The sequence below is a fragment of the Hymenobacter endophyticus genome (genome assembly GCF_032464715.1).
GTDB lineage: Bacteria > Bacteroidota > Bacteroidia > Cytophagales > Hymenobacteraceae > Hymenobacter > Hymenobacter endophyticus.
In genome coordinates this window covers 45,791-61,455 of the sequence record NZ_JAWDJT010000003.1, presented here as the reverse complement: position 1 = coordinate 61,455, position 15,665 = coordinate 45,791, and the positions used below count along the sequence as shown (strand labels likewise).

Genomic DNA, 15,665 nt, shown 5'->3' with positions numbered 1-15,665 from the left:
AATTATGCATGAAGCATTATTTCCCGTGTGTCAGTTCTATCACCCGACTATCCCTGGAATCCAGAATTATTATGAATACCCCACCGTCCGAATCCTCCGGCAGAGTGCCCATCAATACTCAATATTTATCTATTAGATATACCTCATAAGGCCGTTCATCCACAATCTTCTTTTGGCCATATGTCCGAAACAAGATAGGCTCCGCAACTCGCACAGCGGCGGCGCTATCCGGCAACGCCTGCGTCGCAGTTGAAACATTGATAGCAACCTGCTTCTGCAGGGCTTCTTGTAATTCTTTCCTGGCTATTTCCCTACCCAGTCTGCTGTGTTTTTTGTATTGAGCACAACCACAGATGCAAAGTGCTAACAATCCAGCTGTGCAAAGAGAAGTGAAGCTTTTAGCCATGGCGAGGAATCGAGAAGGGAGTTGTAGAGACGCAATATCTTGCGTCTCGTCGTTGCTGATGTTGTTCGAACCGCACAAGCAAGACTGTTCAACGAGGAGACGCAAGATATTGCGTCTCTACGGTTCATCCTGCTTTTTCCCCACTAAGCCGATACTTTCGCACCCGCATCCCTAATTCTCTGTTTTTATCCCCTCTCCTAATGCCCACCGGTACCCTGCTCCTGATTGATGACGAAGCCCGCCTGCGCCAGCTGTTGGCGCGGGTGCTGGAGCTGGAAGGCTACACCGTGCTGCAGGCCCCCGATGCCAGCCGCGGTCTTGAGCTGCTCCAGCACCACGCCGATGAGGTGCTGGTAGTAGTGTCGGATGTGAAGCTGCCCGACGGCCACGGTGTGGACCTGATGCCGCGCTACCGCGCCAAGGCCCCCGACTGTGAGATTGTGCTGCTCACGGCCTTCGGTACTATTCCGGATGGGGTGCGGGCCATGAAGCAGGGCGCGTTCGACTATCTCACCAAGGGCGACTTCGAGCAGCAGCTGGTGGTAGTGGTGGAGCGGGCCGCCGAAAAAGCCCGGCTGCGCCGCCGCGTGGCCGAGCTGGAGCGGCGCATGAGTCAGCGCTACAGCTTTGCCAGCATGATTGGCGCGGCTCCGGCCCTACGCCGCGCCCAGGACCTGGCCCGCCAGGTAGCCCCCACCGACAGCACCGTGCTGCTGGAAGGCCCCACCGGCGCGGGCAAGGAGCTGTTTGCCCAGGCATTGCACGAGGCCAGTGAGCGGAAGCTCAAACCGTTCGTGGCCGTGAACTGCTCGGCTTTCCCCAAGGACTTGCTGGAATCGGAGCTGTTTGGCTACAAAAAGGGCGCGTTTACAGGCGCGCTGGCTGACAAGAAAGGCCTGCTGGAAGAAGCCAACGGCGGCACCCTGTTCCTGGATGAAATCGGGGAGCTGGAGCTGAACGTGCAGGCCAAGTTCCTGCGGGTGCTGGAGACGCGGCAGTTCACCAAGCTCGGCGACACCAAGCCCACCAGCGTGAACGTGCGCATTGTGGCCGCCACCAACCGCAACCTCAAGCAGGAAGCCGCCGCCGGCCATTTCCGCCCCGATTTATACTACCGCCTCTCCGTGTTCACCATCAACGTGCCCAGCCTGCAGGAGCGCGCTACCGATGTACCGGTTCTGGCCACACACTTTCTGCAGCACTTCGCGGCCCAGCTGCGCAAGCGTCTACCAAGCTTGGAGCCCGAGTGCGTGGAGCTGCTGCAGCGCTACGAGTGGCCCGGCAACGTGCGGGAGCTGAAGAACGTGCTGGAACGCGCCGCCATCCTCGCCCCCGCCGACCAGCCCCTCTCGGCCGGCTACCTCCCCGACGAGTTCCACACCCTGCCCTCGTCCCTGAGCCCCGACGCCGACCCCACCGACCAGAGCCTGCGCGCCGTGGAAGCCCGCCACATCCGCCAGGTGCTGCATCAGGTGCAGGGCAACAAAACCGAAGCCGCCCGCCGCCTCGCCATCGGCCTCACCACCTTGTACCGTAAGGTGCAGGAGTACGGGCTGTAGCGAAGTATGCTACCTGGAAACCAGAGCTAAAAACTAGTTCCCCTCCTTGGAAAGGAGGGGTTAGGGGTGGGTGACAATCGTTGAAATCTTAGAAAGCATGAAACCCTCAGAAGTTATTGCAGCCAAGCGTATTCACCTTGCCCGTCTCGCTAATCAGCAAGGTGCGGCTGGAGAACTTTTGGCACTCCACGAAGAAGATACCTGGGTACCTCGCCCCAAAGGCAACGCATTAAAAATTCTATTAGAAGCCCTACGCGAAACCGGCATTACAATCAAAGCCAGCAGTTTCGATGCTATTGAGTTGCCTGAAGGAACGGAGGTAGATTTTCTGAACAAGGAACAAGTACGGGCCTTGCTGCCGGCAATGGTTTTTGTCGAGGTAAAGACGGCAAATCAGGCCCGCGTCAAACCAGACTTCTCCGGCTTCTTCTTTGCCCTTACCGAAAGTGAAATAGCAGCGGCTGAAGTGTTAGGCAACCGCCACAAGGTAGTACTCCGCAACCGTCTGACCGGCGAGTCTCTGCAAACCTCTATTCCGGATATTCTGGCCCGAGCTAAATCGTCGAGTTGGCAATTGTCGGTGCAGCTGTAGTCTATTACCCTTTATTGAAAAGGATGTTCTTACTCATATCAACCACCCCTAGCCCCTCCTTTCCAAGGAGGGGAACTAGTTTTTAGCTCTAGCATATCCGATGTCCCTAAAACTCAAAATCCGCCTGAGCATCCTCACGATGCTGACCTTGCTGCTGGGGCTGGGCGGGTATACTTTTTTCACGATTCAGCGGCTGGAGAAGGGAGCATTGGGGATTCAGCAGGCCAACTTTCGCTCCGTGGAATATGGAGAGCAGATGCTGCGGGCCCTGGAGCAGCTACAGGACCAGCCCGCGGCCCAGCTCCCGCTGCAGCAGCTGCGCCGCGCCCTCACCCGCGAGGCCGCCAACATCACCGAAACCGGAGAACTGGAGCTGGTCGATACGCTCACCCAGCAGGTGGCCGACTACCAGCGTCTGGTGGATGACCGGGCCCCGGCCGCTCAGCAAGTAGCGCAACTGCACCAGCTCCGGGCCGAAACCCACCGCATGATGCAACTCAACGCAGCTTCGTTCAATCAACAAACTCAGCGCGTAACCCGGCAGGCTGCCCAGGAGCGCCGCACGGTGCTCACGCTGGTGCTGTTGAGCACAGCCGTGGGCCTGGGGCTGATTGTGCGCCTGCCGCGGGTGGTGCTGCGGCCCCTGCGTCGCCTCCGGGCCGATGTGGAGGACGTGGCTAGTCCCGGCCCCGCTACCCAGGTTTCCATTGCCAAAAACGACGAAGTAGGTGCCGTGGCGCTGGCCCTGAACCGGGCCTTCGGCTACATGCAGGACCAGCGCAGCGTGACGCGGGCGGCCCTGGCCACGGAGCGGAGCCGCCTGGAAAGCCTGATTGAGCACCTGGATGAAGGCCTGCTCCTGCTCGACCCCGACCGCACCGTACTACTGGCCAACCCCGCCGCCCGGGAGCTGCTGGGCCGCGAAGCCGCCGACCTAGTGGGCCGCCGCGCCGAGGAGCTAAGTCAGCAAACCGAGCTGCTGCACCAGTTGTTCCAGCCCCTGCTGGCTCAGGAAACCGTGCGCGCCGGCGAAACGCCCGCCCCGGTCACGCTCACCATCTACCGCCCCAATGGCGAAACGGCCTATTACCAGCTCACGCTCAACCACATCGTCAGCCGCAACCGGGAAACCAGCCGCACGGAGTTTGTGGGCCACATCCTGTCGTTGCGCAACGTGTCCGATTTCAAAAAGCTGGACGAGGTGAAATCGAACTACCTGGCCACCATTTCCCACGAGCTGAAAACCCCGCTGGCCAGCATTAAGCTCAGCCTAATGCTGCTGCAGGATGAGCGCACGGAGCCGGAGGAGCGCCAGCGCCTGGCCGATGGCATAGGCGACGAAACCCAGCGCCTGCTGGGCATGGTGGGCCAGCTGCTGGCCGTATCGAGGCTGGATGCGGGAGCGGAAATTCAGTTCGACGTGCAGCCCATCACCCTGGCGCAGGTCGTCAACTATGCCATTGATACGGTGCGCCCGCAGGTAGACGATAAGGAGCTGCAGCTGCGCCTGGAATTGCCCGCGAGCTTACCCGCTGCCCGCGCCGACGTGGAAAAAACCACCTGGGTACTCATCAACCTGTTGGCCAACGCTATCCGCTACTCGCCCCGCGGCGCCGATTTGTGCGTGCGCGCCCACCAGGCTACCCCGCAACAGCTGCAGATAAGTGTACAGGATTGCGGGCCGGGCATTGCCCCCGAATACCACGAGCGAATTTTTCAGCGCTTTTCAGAAGTACCCAACGCCACCGGCCACAAGGGCGGCTCGGGCCTGGGCCTGAGCATTTCCCGCGAGTTCATAGAAGCCCAGGGCGGACGGCTGTGGGTGGAAAGTGTGCCGGAACAGGGTAGCCACTTCTGCTTTACGCTACCGGCAGTGGTTGTGAACTAATTGAAAAGATAGCGCCGGTGCAATGTCACAGCTGCACCGGATTGTAGCCTAATTTCGCCCCGCACATAATCGGCAAAGGCGCTTGAGTCGAATAAAAGGTGCTTTTGCGAGTTCTCAGATGTAAGCAACGCATGTCACGAACAACGCGGAACAGGGCTTGGCATGGCAGCCGGTTTGCACCACCTTTGTGCATCCCTCTGGCACGCCCCTGCAAGGGCAAGCCAACACCGTCCCCTTTTCCGCAACCAACCGCACAACCCGAGGCCCCGCCCCGGGTTGTGCGGTTTCCGGCCTGCCCGGCTGTTACAGGCCCGAGTGCCAGTCGTAGCCCCGGTCGGCCCAGTAATCGGCGGGGCGCTGCGGCGGGAAGCTGATGGTGCCCAGGCGCTTGATGTGCTTGATGCCGTACTTAACGGGCGTTACCAGCCGCAGGGGGGCGCCGTGCTCGGGCGTGAGGGGGGCGCCGTTCATTTCGTAGCACAGCAGGGTTTGCGGATGCAGGGCGCTGGCCATGTCCAGGCCCACGTAGTACTTGCCGTCGGGGGTGGTGAGGTTGACGAAGGGCGCGGCCGCGTCGGCCAGGGGGAAGCGGGCAAGGAAGTCGGCAAACCGCGCCCCGGCCCAGGTAACCACGGTGCTCCAACCCTCAATGCACTTGAGTTCGGTGGTCATTTCTATCCGGGGCAGGGCCTGAATATCGGCCAGCGTGAACTCCCGGGCCGCTCCGCCGGCGGACGGCGTTACGCGCAGCCGCCAGGCGGCCGGGTCCAACGCCGTTTTCAGACCTACCCGGCCGTTGGTGCGGGGCATGCGGGCCCTACTTTTCGGATACACCGGGGCCAGGTGGGCCGAGCTGAAATACTCCCCGGCCAGTTGCCCGTTGGCATCGAGCACACTGCGCAGGGGCCGGGAAATGCCGTCGGCCTCGGAGCCCGTGCTGGCCCAGCGCCAGCCCAGCAGCCCCAGCACGGCGGCCGTGCCCCCCACCAGGAATGAGCGGCGGGAACGGCGGCGTACTTCAGCCAGAGCGGCGTCATCGGCGGGGATAAGCGGTTTTTCGGGCATGTTAGCGGACATGGGGAGTAGTAGCAGTGGGGTCAGCAACAGGCGCAACGGGAGCGGCGGAAGGTGGAATGTCGACGACCTCCACACCGGCCACCATGGAACGGAAATTGTTCCAGCCGGCCCGCGCTACCTGGGCCACGTGCACCAGGAAAAACAGCACGTAGCCAATAGTGAGAATGAAATGTTCGGCCCGGGCCCACTCGTAGCCCCCGAGGGCGGTGGTCAGCCAGGCCAGCTGCGTGGGTTTGTAGATGACGGCCCCCGTCAGCAAAGAGCCAGCCCCCATCAGCACGACGGCGGTATAGGCAATTTGCTGGGCAGCGTTGTACTTGCGCGCCGGCAGCGGCTGCTTGCGCAAACCCAGGTCGTGGAGGACTACCTGCCCGGCTTCCCGCCAGGCGTGGCGGCCCGGCACCAGGGCCCGCCACTCCCCCGAAACCAGCGTGTAGCCCACGTACAGCAGGCCGTTGAGCATGAACACCCACATCAGCACGAAGTGCCAGGCCATGCCCTTGGCCAGCTTGTAGGGCATGTCGAAGGCCTCGTAAAACGACTGGGGAAAAAACTTCAGCAGCGTAGTGCTGCCCCAGCCCACCCGGTACACGTCGTTGGCCCAGTAAATCCAGAGGCCGCTCCAAATCATCAGGGCCAGCACCGGAAAATTGATCCAGTGAAACCAGCGGATGGCCAGCGGGTGCTTTTCGTACAAATACTTCATGAGGCTACCTACGAGAGAATGAGGGTGAGCAGGTTGACGGGCGAGGGCGGCAGCTGGTAAACAAGCTAACGGGCCCGTGGGTTGGCGGGCCCGTCTATGTTACCGTAGTATTACGTCTTTATCTTGCGAGGCCTAATAAGGGCCCTATCGTTCTGCTTTTTACTACTGCCATGACTTCCTTTCTACCTGCTACTGTTGGTTTTGTGCGCCGCCACGCGCTTGTTGCTCTGCTGAGCATGAGCTCCGCCCTGCCCCTGGCCGCTCAGGTACAACCCGCCGCGCCTACTGCCCCAGCCGATACAACCCGCAAGTACGAAAACCCCGGCGACCTACCCACCATCGTAAAAAAGCCCTGGTATAAGGGCAAGCTGGTGACGGCCACCATCGTACCGGCCGTGCTTATTGGCTACGGGGTTTCCACCATCAACGGCAACGGCTTTTACAGCAGCTACGACGCCCGCCGCGACATCCAGCGCAACTTTTCTGGCTTTCATACCAAGGTTGATGACTACCTGATTCTGGCCCCCTACGCGGAATTGGGCCTAGTGGCCCTGGCCGGCGTAGAGTCGCGCAACGACCGGCTGAACACGCTGCTGGTTATCGGCAAGTCGGAGCTGATTTTCGGGGCCCTGACTTACGCGCTCAAAAACACGACCAAGGTGCTCCGGCCCGATGGCAGCACCCGCAACTCCTTCCCTTCGGGCCACACGGCCCAGGCGTTTCTGGCCGCCAGCATCGTGCACACCGAGTTTCGGGATAAAAGCCAGTGGTACGGCGTGGGGGCTTACACCATTGCTACCAGTGTAGCCGCCCTGCGCATGCTCAACGACCGGCACTGGCAGTCGGATGTTGTGGCCGGGGCGGGAATTGGCATTCTGTCGGCTCACCTGGGCTACCTGTCCCACCGTAACCGCTGGGGCCGCAAACCGCGCCTCAAGGGTGTCAGCGCCGCCCCCATGGCCTGGCCCGGGGGCACTGCCGGCCTCACTGTTACCTGGCGGCCCGAGTAGCCCTGTTGGCCCAGATGGTGCCCCTCAGTGGCCCCGGGCCAGCAAAGCAATGCCGACCACTATGCACAGCAGCCCCAGCGCCTGCGGCCAGGCCAGCGTTTCGCGCAGGATTACCAGGCCCAGCACGGCCGTGAGCAGCACCGAGCCGCCCACGATGACCGGCGTACCCACCGACGACGACACGCCCCGGCTGAATACCACGAACGTTAGGATTTCGGCCAGGCCCACGCCGGCTCCGGCCAGCATGGCCAGCCCTACCCCTTTAGAGCTGAGTTCCAGGGGCTGCCCTTTCAGGCGCAGCAGCAGCAGCCACACACCGCCCAGGGCTGCCGCCACCAGCTGCAGAATCACCGCTCCCGCCGCCGCCGAGATATGACCGGCGGCCAGCTTGATAAAGAAATTGTAGCCCGCCAGGCAGAGCGCCGTTAGCAGGGCCAAGGCCAGCCAGTGCATTTTTATTCGGCTGCTAAGCGGGCCAGCAGATCCTCCTGCAGCTGTTGCCACTGCGGATAATCGGTCAGCTTGGCCCGCTCCTCCTGCAGCTCCGACTTGCGCACCACGGCTTCCACGGCTTCCACCGCCAGGTCGGCTAGGTCGTCGTCCACTTCCATGCCGTTCACGGCCAGCAGCAGGCCCGGCAGAAAATCAGCGGCCGGATGGCCCAAGATGGCGGCCACGATTTCGGCGGCGGCTAAAGCTTCGGCGGCTTCGGGTAGCTCCAGGTGGTCCTCCGATTCGGCGGCGGTGGCCAAGGCCTCATACAGGATGGCCTCGTTGGGGTCTTGGCGGAAGTTTTCGGCGAAATCCGCCGCGTCGTCATTGTCGAAGTTATGGTAGTCCCAGGTGCTCATGTGGTGTGGGGTGATGGTGAGAGGGTGAGTAGCAGACGCAGAAACGGCTGATTTGTTTGGTAGCAACGCCGCGCACCGGCTACCGGCCAGCGCCGGGAGTTGAATCCGGCGAGATATGCTGCAGTTTCCGTAGCAGTTGTTCTTCGGTGTCGCGCAGGTAGCGGGCGGCATACACGTTGCCACCCACTTGCACCAGCAATGGCAGCAGCAGCAGCAACGACCACCAGAACCAGCGAGCTGAGCCCGGGGCTACAGCGCGTTGGCGCTGCCGCCACGCCCAAAGCCAACCGCCCAGAAAAAGTCCGCCGCACACCGCCGGCACCAGCACTTCCCAAATGGTCGCATCGGCACCGGGAATACCGGGAGGTAAAGCAGACAAAGGGGGGTAAATAGTCCAGCCTATCTCTCCGTTCAGCAACAACAACCAATACGGCTTGCCCAGCACCAGCCAGGAAATTACCAGCAGCAGCAAACCGCACCAGCCCGCGCCCAACGCGAAACACCAGCTCCGGCGCCAGCTGTTCCCCGCTTGTATTACCTCCATCCTATTTAAACTTCTCCTTCAGCAGCTCAATCTCAATGGCCGGGGAAATCTTCTCGTAGAGGATGTGGTAGGCGGCAGAGGTGATGGGCATGGATACCTGCAGCTTGCGGTTAAGCTCGTAGATGCTTTTCACGGCGTAGTAGCCCTCGGCCACCATGTTCATTTCCAGCTGGGCCGATTTTACGGAGTAGCCCCGCCCCACCATGCTGCCGAAGGTGCGGTTGCGCGAGAACTGGGAATAGGCCGTTACCAGCAAATCACCCAGGTAGGCGGAGGCCGACAGGTCGCGGGGCTGGGGGTTGAGGGCGTGCACGAAGCGGCGCATTTCCTGCACGGCGTTGCTCACCAGCACCGCCTGAAAATTGTCGCCGTAGCCCAGGCCGTGGGCGATGCCGCCGGTGAGGGCAATGATGTTCTTCATCACGGCGCAGTACTCAATGCCGTCGAGGTCTTCGGCGGGGTTGGCTTTCACGTAGCGGTTGCGCAGCAGGCGACTGAATTCCTCGGCCAGGTCGGCATCCGGGGAGCCGATGGTCAGGTAGCTTTGCTTTTCCAGGGCCACCTCCTCGGCGTGGCAGGGCCCGGCCACTACGCCTAGGCGGGTGTGCGGGAGCCGGAACCGCTCGGCTACGTAGTCGGTCACCAGTACGTTTTTGCCCGGAATCATGCCTTTGATAGCCGAAATAACCCGCTTGTTCTTCAGCTCGTCGCGGCCCAGCTTATCCAGGGTACTTTGCACGAAGGCGGCGGGCACGGCCAGCACCAGCCAGTCGGCCTCGCGCACGGCCTCGTCCAGGTCGGTGGTGGGCAGCACCCGGCTCAGGTCGTGGGCCACGGAGCTGAGGTAGCGCGGGTTGTGGCGGGTGCGCAGCAGGTGCTGCACGTCGTCCTTGCTGCGCATCCACCAATGCACGCGGCTGCCGTTTTCGGAGAGGATTTTGGTTAGCGCGGTGGCCCAGGAGCCGCCGCCGAGCATGGCTATTTTTTCCAAGGGTGGGAAACGGTGAGGTAGTGAAGTGGTGAGATGGTGAGTCTGACGTTCAGATGGCGCTAACGGCACAGGTTTGCGTGGTGTCGGACCCTAGGTTCTCAACCACATCAAACTCACCATTTCACCACTTCACTAACTCGCCTTCCCGTCAATCTTAGCCAAAAAAAACGGAAGGCCGCCGCTAACGGGTGTTAGCGGCGGCCTTCCGGGCTGGTTAGCAACTCAAAATGAGCAACTAACTCAGGTGTAGTTATTCTTCCTCGGTGGGCGCGTCCTCCTTCATGGCGGCCTTGTCCAGGGTTTTGGCGTCTTTCACCACCACCAGGGCACCGTCCTTCAGGGTTTTGGAAACGGCCCGGAACGGCCCGCTCACCACCTGGTCGCCGGCCTGAATGCCGCTCAGGATTTCCATGTTCTGGAAGTCGCTGATGCCGGTTTTGACGGGCGTCATCACGGCCTTGCCGTTGCGGATCAGGAACACCACTTCCTGCACGGGGGCTTTAATGCCGGCAGCCTCGGGCTTATCGGGCTGGGCGCCGCTGCCCCGGCTCACGCGCACGGCGGGGGTGTTCTTCTTATCCTCGGTTTTGGTGCTGTCGGAGCGGGTGGTTACGGCGGCCAGGGGCACGCTCAGCACGTTGGCTTTGCGGTTGGTAATCACATCTACGGAGGCCGTCATGCCCGGGCGGAAGGGCACCACGCTGCGGCCCTGCACCGTGCGAATCAGCTGGCGGTACGACTCGGGCAGCAGGCGGATGCGCACCTCAAACTCGGTTACGGCTTCGGCCGTGAGGGCATCCTTGGCCGTGTTGGCAATGGCCGTTACCACGCCCCGGAACTTCTGGTCCTTGCTGGCGTAGCTGTCCACTTCCACGTCGGCCGAGTCGCCCAGGGTCACGTTGATGATGTCGTTTTCGTTCACACTCACCCGCACCTCCATGTTGTTGAGGTTGGCAATGCGCATGATTTCGGTGCCCGCCATCTGGGAAGTACCCACTACCCGCTCGCCCTTCTTCACGTTGAGCTTGCTCACGGTACCGCTTACCGGGGCGTAAATCGTGGTTTTATCGAGGTTGCGGCGGGCATCATCGAGGCCGGCCTGGGCGCTGCGCACGCTGCTCTGGGCTGCCCGGATACTCTGGCGGGCCGAGTTGATTTCCTCCTGGGAGGCATCGTAGGCGGCTTTGCTGGCCTCGTAATCTGACTGCGAAATCACCTTCTGCTTGTACAAAGAGGCGTTGCGGCGGTAGGTCAGCTCGGTCTGGCGGGCGCTGGCAATCAGCTGCTGGAGGCGGGCCTGGCTCTGGCCTACGTTGGCCTGCTGGGTACCCACCACGGCGCTTTGCTGGCTGACCACGGCTTGGTAGTTGTCGGGGCGGATGCGCAACAGCAGCTGGCCCTTCTTCACGGAGTCGCCTTCCTGCACGTACAGCTCGGTGATTTCGCCCGATACGTCGGGGGAAATCTTTACCTCGGTTTCGGGCTGCACCTTGCCCGAGGCGCTTACTTTCTCCACAATGGTAGCCGGCGTGGCCTTGGCCGCCAGCACCTCGGTGCCGGCCGGCTTACCTACCCATCCCTGTTTTTTGGCTACTACAAATCCAACCAGCAGCACCACCAGCAGGGCCAGCAGTATGTAGAGGGTACGGTTATTTTTCATGTTGGTCTGGTAACGTCTTATGCAACTAGAAGACAGCTTCTTAGTTACCGCTTCTTCACTCTCTCAATGAAGTAAAGATCGGCTAACTGAGACTGGAGAAACTACAAGGAAATGGGGCGACCCTGGTAAAAATCCAGCACTTTGCGGCGGAAGATAAACTCGTACTTGGCCTGTATCATGGTGGACTCGGCGGCGGTGAGGTTATTCTTGGCAATGTTGAACTCGGTGCCGTTGAGCAGGCCGTTGTTGAAGCGGATTTCGGCGTTGCGGTAGGCCGTGGTGAGGGCCTCCACCTGCCGCCGGGCCGAGAGGTAGCGCCGCTGGGCGGCAATGGCATCGGCGTAGGCCTGCTGAATGTTCTGGCGAACCGTCAGGCGGGTTTGCTCGGCGCGCAGCTCCTGCTGCTGAATGTTGATTTGGGCGCGTTGCACGGAAGTGCGTACCTGCAGGCCATTGAAAATGGGAATCTGCAGGGAAAATTGCAGATTTTTGCCTAGGTTATCCTTCAATTGGGAGGAGAAACCCGACGGCAGCAGCTCCGGAATAGCCTGCTTGGGCTGCAGCAAAAAGTACTGGGATGGAATAGGCTGCCCGCCCACGCCCGGCTGAAACACCGGCACGGCCACGGCCTCCGTAGAGTCGCCGTTGAATACCCGCGCTAAGCGGGAAGAAGAGAAACCCGTAAAAATCCCCGCCCCGAAGGCCAAACGCGGGTAGTAAGCGCCCCGGGCAATATCCAGGCTGCGGGAGGCCGAGCGCACGCGCAGGTCGGCGGCCTTGATTTCGGGCAGCAGGCTTTGGGCCGTTTGGTAGGTACCGTCGGGGTCAGCCGTCAGCAGGGGCTCGTCATCGGGGTCAGCCAGGGCCGGCACCTCAATGGTGAGGCCCGTGGGCGAAGGCAGATTCAATAGCTGAGCAAGCGAGAGGCGGGCCAGGTCGCGCTGGTTCTGGGCCGTAATAACGTTGAGCTCATCCGAAGCCTGTTGGGCCTGGATGTCCAGCAGGTTGCTTTCCGGAATAGAGCCGGCCTTCAGTAGCTTCTGGGTACGCTCCACCTGACTGCGCGTGCTGCTTACCCGCACCTCATTGGCCCGCACCAGCTCCTCGGATAGCACCAGCTGCAGAAACGCGGAGGCCACATTCAATGATAAATCGTTGCGGGACTTCTCGATATCCAGGAGGCTGGCTTCCGAATCGAGAATGTTGCGCTTGACCGTGTTACGCAGCTGAAACCCCGAAAACAGCGTCACCTGGGAGTTGGCCGAGAAGTTGTTGGACCGGATGGTCTGGCTCACAAAGTCGTTGGTGAGCGGGTCAAGGCTGGTGCCGTAGTTCCAGGCCTGGGTGCCCGAGAGGTTGGCCGAGGGCAGCAGGGCCGCCCGGCTCTGGCGCAGGGTGGCATTCTGGAGCTCCGCCGTGAGCTGCTGCCCGCGTACCGTCAGGTTGTTTTGCAGGGCATAGTCGATGGCGCGTTGCAGTGACCAGGGGCCGGAGGGCGCGGCGGCGGGCAAGGCGCCGGCCGGGGGTTGGGCCGGCGCCTGCTGGGCCCGTAGCGGCCCAGCCGCCAACAGGCCCACGCCAAGCAGCAGCCAAGATGTACACTTCATAGGGAAAGAGTTGAGGGCTGACGGACACTACCGGCGCACCGGGCATTTCAGCGGAGCGCGGTGGCCGAGGCCACCAAAGGTATCGGATGGCGCGAACCCGCAAAATCACAAATCAACAAACCGTGCAAAATCCGCCGTTAACCGGGCCGGTTCCGCCGTTAGTCGATGGTGGGAATGTAGGTAACCCGGTGTACCCAGCGCAACTGCCGCAGGTAATCCAGGGTAATATCGCGCAGGCCCGAGTCCACCTCAATGAATTGCCGGGCCGCGTCGTTTTTGCCTTTCCGCGACACGAACATGGTAGCAATGTTGCAGTCGTCGTGGGCAATTACGCTGGCAATGAAGGCAATGGAGCCCGGCACGTCGTCGGCATCAATGATGAGTGTGTGCAGGGAGGCCGAGAAATCGGCCGGAAAGCCGTCCACCTCCACAATGCGGATGACTCCCCCGCCCCGGCTCTGCCCGATTACCTCCACCGCCTGGCCCGTGCGCTCGTCGCGCAGCTGCAGCTTAATGGTGTTGGGGTGCATGGTGGAGGCATTGCCCACGCCCTGAAACGTGTACTGCAAACCGGCCTCCCTGGCGTGGTCGAAGGCTTCCCGGATGCGCACATCATCGGTGGGCATGCCCAACAGGCCGGCCACAATGGCGCGGTCGGAGCCGTGGCCCTCGTAGGTGCGGGCAAAGGAGTTGTAGAAGGTGATGGTGGCGTGGGTGGGCACGCTGCCCAGAATACGGATGGCGGCCCGCGCAATGCGGACTACCCCGGCCGTGTGCGAGGAGCTGGGCCCGATCATCACCGGCCCTATCATGTCGAAAATGCTGGATTTTTCTGCCATAAGCAGGGTAAAGGTAAGGAAAGTGGTGAGCTGAAAAATAGATGCTCATCGAAGCCAATTCGTTGCCTGAAGCAGCTTTATCCGCTTGCGGCTCTCCACTTGCGCCCCTTTTCCCATCTTTGCACCTTGTAGCACCCACTACCTTCCTTTCCGCCCCTGCCGCATGATAACTCCCGAATTTCAACCCTCGCCGGCCGTGCTGGAGCAGCTGCAGCGCCTGCAGCAGCGCTACGCCGCCGACGACCAGGACCTGGCCGCCTACCTGGAAGGCCTCTACCACACCCGCTACCTGGGCTACTGGGACTATATTCAGCTGGAAACCCTGCTGAGCCTGCAGCGCCCCCTTACCACCATCCCCGACGAGCGAATTTTCATCATCTACCACCAGATTACGGAGCTGTACTTCAAGCTCTGCCTCTGCGAGTATGAGCAGCTGGGCGACCTGGCCGCGCCCACCGTGGAGGAAGTCACGCGCCGGGTGGGCCGCATCAACCGCTACTTCGAAAACCTCATCGACTCGTTTGACGTGATGGTGGACGGCATGGACAAGCAGCAGTTTCTGGAGTTCCGGATGGCGCTGATGCCGGCCTCGGGGTTCCAGAGCGTGCAGTACCGCATGATTGAGCTGGCCAGTACGGCTCTCAGCAACCTGGTGCCCGAGGAGCAGCGCCGCCTGCTGGGCGAGGCCGCCGCCCACGATGAACTGTTGGGCTGCATCTACTGGAAATCGGGGGCCACGGTGGTAGAAACCGGGGCCAAAGCCCTTACCCTGACGGAATTCGAGAAGAAGTACGCCGACCGGCTGCTAGCCCACGCCCGCGAGTACGAGCACCGCAACCTCTGGGCCGTGGTGCAGCGCCTGCCCGCCGGCCCCGAGGGCCAGGAAAACCCGCGCCTGCTGCGCCAGCTCAAGCAACTGGATGTAAACGTGAACGTGAACTGGCCCCTGATGCACTACAAATCGGCGGTGCGCTACCTGGAGCGCCACCCCGATTCCATTGCCGCCACCGGGGGAACCAACTGGCAGCAGTACCTGCCTCCCAAGTTTCAGCGCCGCATCTTCTACCCCCAGCTCTGGACCGCGCAGGAACTGGCCGACTGGGGCAAAGGCTGGGTGGAAAGCGTGCTGGGCGGCGGGTAAGCGGCTAAGTGCCTATCGAATTACAGTGTATTAGCCGATTATGAAAATAGCATGGGTTGCGGCGGCCAGCAGCTTATTACTGCTGGCCCACACACCGGGTAGTGGGCAGGTACGGCCTTACAAAATTTACCAAGTCAAGCACGAGGATGGCCGAGTGTTTATTGTAGGGGAGAATTACGGTCCGGTTCCCTTTTCTGTTATTCTGCGGGTTAAGCTGGTATCCATGCGCAGCTCAGTGCCGCTGCCAGCCCGCGTAGCCTTGCCGCCTGATGCCGCGCCCCATGTTCTGGTTACTCTAACGCCGGAAAAGGCCGATTTTTCTTACCGCTACTCCACGCAAGGTGATGTTGGCGTGTATACCGGCCAGGTACCGGATAGCCTCCGAAACTGCCCGTTGCCATTCCAGGCGGCGGCCGATACCATCCGGCCCCGCGAGAAGGCCCCGCACCAGTACGCTTTTGCACTTCCCAACGGTACACCTATTGTGGCAGTCCGGGCCGGCACCGTGGCCTATGTGCGTCAGGACCAGAAGAATGCCCGATCCAACGAGAAGGGCAATACGGTCTTCATCTATCACTCCGATGGCACCTACGGCAGTTACTCCAACCTAGCCCAGCACGGCGCTACGGTACAGGTTGGGCAGGCCGTGCAACCCGGCCAAGTCATTGGCCGCTTCGGTGGCAATAAATACGAAACCAATTTCTGGTTTACGCTCGTGTACCTCACTCCAACCGGCGTAGCGGGCAGCCCAATCCTATTCCAGCGCCGTGAGACCCAGCCATGACGTTGCTGGC

The 15,665-nt window shown here is 61.4% G+C and carries 15 protein-coding genes and 1 pseudogene; 6 read left to right on the top strand and 10 right to left on the bottom strand.

From position 1 onward, the window contains the following. Positions 1-16: 16 nt before the first annotated feature. Positions 17-406 (bottom strand): annotated as a pseudogene (locus tag ROI90_RS06650) (YbbC/YhhH family protein). Positions 407-606: 200 nt separating this feature from the next. On the opposite strand from ROI90_RS06650, the gene ROI90_RS06645 reads away from it, so the two are divergent. The 3 genes from ROI90_RS06645 to ROI90_RS06635 all read left to right on the top strand — a co-directional run bounded on the left by ROI90_RS06645 (position 607) and on the right by ROI90_RS06635 (position 4,445). Next, the gene (locus tag ROI90_RS06645) at positions 607-1,965 is read left to right on the top strand and encodes a sigma-54-dependent transcriptional regulator (protein ID WP_315997555.1); all 1,359 of its coding nucleotides are present in this window, start codon (positions 607-609) and stop codon (positions 1,963-1,965) included. A gap of 97 nt (positions 1,966-2,062) precedes the next feature. Beyond that, complete coding sequence (locus ROI90_RS06640; RefSeq protein WP_315997554.1) at positions 2,063-2,557, top strand: hypothetical protein; 495 nt, start codon at positions 2,063-2,065, stop codon at positions 2,555-2,557. Positions 2,558-2,657: 100 nt separating this feature from the next. Then, positions 2,658-4,445 carry a HAMP domain-containing sensor histidine kinase gene (locus ROI90_RS06635; RefSeq protein ID WP_315997553.1) on the top strand — a complete coding sequence of 596 codons (1,788 nt, stop codon included), beginning with the start codon at positions 2,658-2,660 and terminating at the stop codon, positions 4,443-4,445. Between the two features lie 303 nt (positions 4,446-4,748). Here ROI90_RS06635 and ROI90_RS06630 read toward each other — a convergent pair whose 3' ends face one another. Together ROI90_RS06630 and ROI90_RS06625 are read right to left on the bottom strand one after the other, a co-directional pair. Continuing rightward, positions 4,749-5,522 carry a molybdopterin-dependent oxidoreductase gene (locus ROI90_RS06630; protein WP_315997552.1) on the bottom strand — a complete coding sequence of 258 codons (774 nt, stop codon included), beginning with the start codon at positions 5,520-5,522 and terminating at the stop codon, positions 4,749-4,751. Beyond that, complete coding sequence (locus tag ROI90_RS06625; protein ID WP_315997551.1) at positions 5,512-6,228, bottom strand: cytochrome b/b6 domain-containing protein; 717 nt, start codon at positions 6,226-6,228, stop codon at positions 5,512-5,514. The genes ROI90_RS06630 and ROI90_RS06625 overlap by 11 nt, the downstream gene beginning before the upstream one ends. 170 nt (positions 6,229-6,398) lie before the next feature. Between ROI90_RS06625 and ROI90_RS06620 the strand changes: the two genes are divergently transcribed. Continuing rightward, positions 6,399-7,238, top strand: coding sequence for a phosphatase PAP2 family protein (locus ROI90_RS06620; protein WP_315997550.1), 840 nt, complete (start codon positions 6,399-6,401; stop codon positions 7,236-7,238). A 24-nt stretch (positions 7,239-7,262) separates the two neighbouring features. Here the strand turns inward: ROI90_RS06620 and ROI90_RS06615 are convergent, their stop codons facing one another. The 7 genes from ROI90_RS06615 to sdaAB form a co-directional block, all read right to left on the bottom strand. Then, positions 7,263-7,691, bottom strand: coding sequence for an EamA family transporter (locus tag ROI90_RS06615; RefSeq protein WP_315997549.1), 429 nt, complete (start codon positions 7,689-7,691; stop codon positions 7,263-7,265). Positions 7,692-7,693: 2 nt separating this feature from the next. Then, positions 7,694-8,089, bottom strand: coding sequence for a DUF4259 domain-containing protein (locus ROI90_RS06610; RefSeq protein WP_315997548.1), 396 nt, complete (start codon positions 8,087-8,089; stop codon positions 7,694-7,696). 79 nt (positions 8,090-8,168) lie between these two features. Next, positions 8,169-8,468, bottom strand: coding sequence for a hypothetical protein (locus tag ROI90_RS06605; RefSeq protein WP_315997547.1), 300 nt, complete (start codon positions 8,466-8,468; stop codon positions 8,169-8,171). A gap of 166 nt (positions 8,469-8,634) precedes the next feature. Beyond that, complete coding sequence (locus ROI90_RS06600; protein WP_315997546.1) at positions 8,635-9,624, bottom strand: NAD(P)H-dependent glycerol-3-phosphate dehydrogenase; 990 nt, start codon at positions 9,622-9,624, stop codon at positions 8,635-8,637. Positions 9,625-9,874: 250 nt separating this feature from the next. Beyond that, complete coding sequence (locus tag ROI90_RS06595) at positions 9,875-11,284, bottom strand: efflux RND transporter periplasmic adaptor subunit (RefSeq protein WP_315997545.1); 1,410 nt, start codon at positions 11,282-11,284, stop codon at positions 9,875-9,877. Between the two features lie 101 nt (positions 11,285-11,385). Continuing rightward, positions 11,386-12,891, bottom strand: coding sequence for a TolC family protein (locus ROI90_RS06590; protein ID WP_315997544.1), 1,506 nt, complete (start codon positions 12,889-12,891; stop codon positions 11,386-11,388). Between the two features lie 158 nt (positions 12,892-13,049). Then, positions 13,050-13,730, bottom strand: coding sequence for an L-serine ammonia-lyase, iron-sulfur-dependent subunit beta (gene sdaAB, locus ROI90_RS06585; RefSeq protein WP_315997543.1), 681 nt, complete (start codon positions 13,728-13,730; stop codon positions 13,050-13,052). A gap of 163 nt (positions 13,731-13,893) precedes the next feature. Between sdaAB and ROI90_RS06580 the strand changes: the two genes are divergently transcribed. Beyond that, the gene (locus tag ROI90_RS06580) at positions 13,894-14,871 is read left to right on the top strand and encodes a tryptophan 2,3-dioxygenase family protein (RefSeq protein ID WP_315997542.1); all 978 of its coding nucleotides are present in this window, start codon (positions 13,894-13,896) and stop codon (positions 14,869-14,871) included. A gap of 40 nt (positions 14,872-14,911) precedes the next feature. Beyond that, entirely contained in the window at positions 14,912-15,655 is a 744-nt protein-coding gene (locus ROI90_RS06575) for a M23 family metallopeptidase (protein WP_315997541.1), read from the top strand. Positions 15,656-15,665 lie beyond the last annotated feature (10 nt).

Bases quoted from the DNA above. Each gene is read 5' to 3' on its own strand.
- ROI90_RS06645 (WP_315997555.1), top strand. From the start codon at position 607: ATGCCCACCGGTACCCTGCTCCTGATTGATGACGAAGCCCGCCTGCGC.
- ROI90_RS06640 (WP_315997554.1), top strand. From the start codon at position 2,063: ATGAAACCCTCAGAAGTTATTGCAGCCAAGCGTATTCACCTTGCCCGT.
- ROI90_RS06635 (WP_315997553.1), top strand. From the start codon at position 2,658: ATGTCCCTAAAACTCAAAATCCGCCTGAGCATCCTCACGATGCTGACC.
- ROI90_RS06630 (WP_315997552.1), bottom strand. From the start codon at position 5,522: ATGTCCGCTAACATGCCCGAAAAACCGCTTATCCCCGCCGATGACGCC.
- ROI90_RS06625 (WP_315997551.1), bottom strand. From the start codon at position 6,228: ATGAAGTATTTGTACGAAAAGCACCCGCTGGCCATCCGCTGGTTTCAC.
- ROI90_RS06620 (WP_315997550.1), top strand. From the start codon at position 6,399: ATGACTTCCTTTCTACCTGCTACTGTTGGTTTTGTGCGCCGCCACGCG.
- ROI90_RS06615 (WP_315997549.1), bottom strand. From the start codon at position 7,691: ATGCACTGGCTGGCCTTGGCCCTGCTAACGGCGCTCTGCCTGGCGGGC.
- ROI90_RS06610 (WP_315997548.1), bottom strand. From the start codon at position 8,089: ATGAGCACCTGGGACTACCATAACTTCGACAATGACGACGCGGCGGAT.
- ROI90_RS06595 (WP_315997545.1), bottom strand. From the start codon at position 11,284: ATGAAAAATAACCGTACCCTCTACATACTGCTGGCCCTGCTGGTGGTG.
- ROI90_RS06590 (WP_315997544.1), bottom strand. From the start codon at position 12,891: ATGAAGTGTACATCTTGGCTGCTGCTTGGCGTGGGCCTGTTGGCGGCT.
- sdaAB (WP_315997543.1), bottom strand. From the start codon at position 13,730: ATGGCAGAAAAATCCAGCATTTTCGACATGATAGGGCCGGTGATGATC.
- ROI90_RS06580 (WP_315997542.1), top strand. From the start codon at position 13,894: ATGATAACTCCCGAATTTCAACCCTCGCCGGCCGTGCTGGAGCAGCTG.
- ROI90_RS06575 (WP_315997541.1), top strand. From the start codon at position 14,912: ATGAAAATAGCATGGGTTGCGGCGGCCAGCAGCTTATTACTGCTGGCC.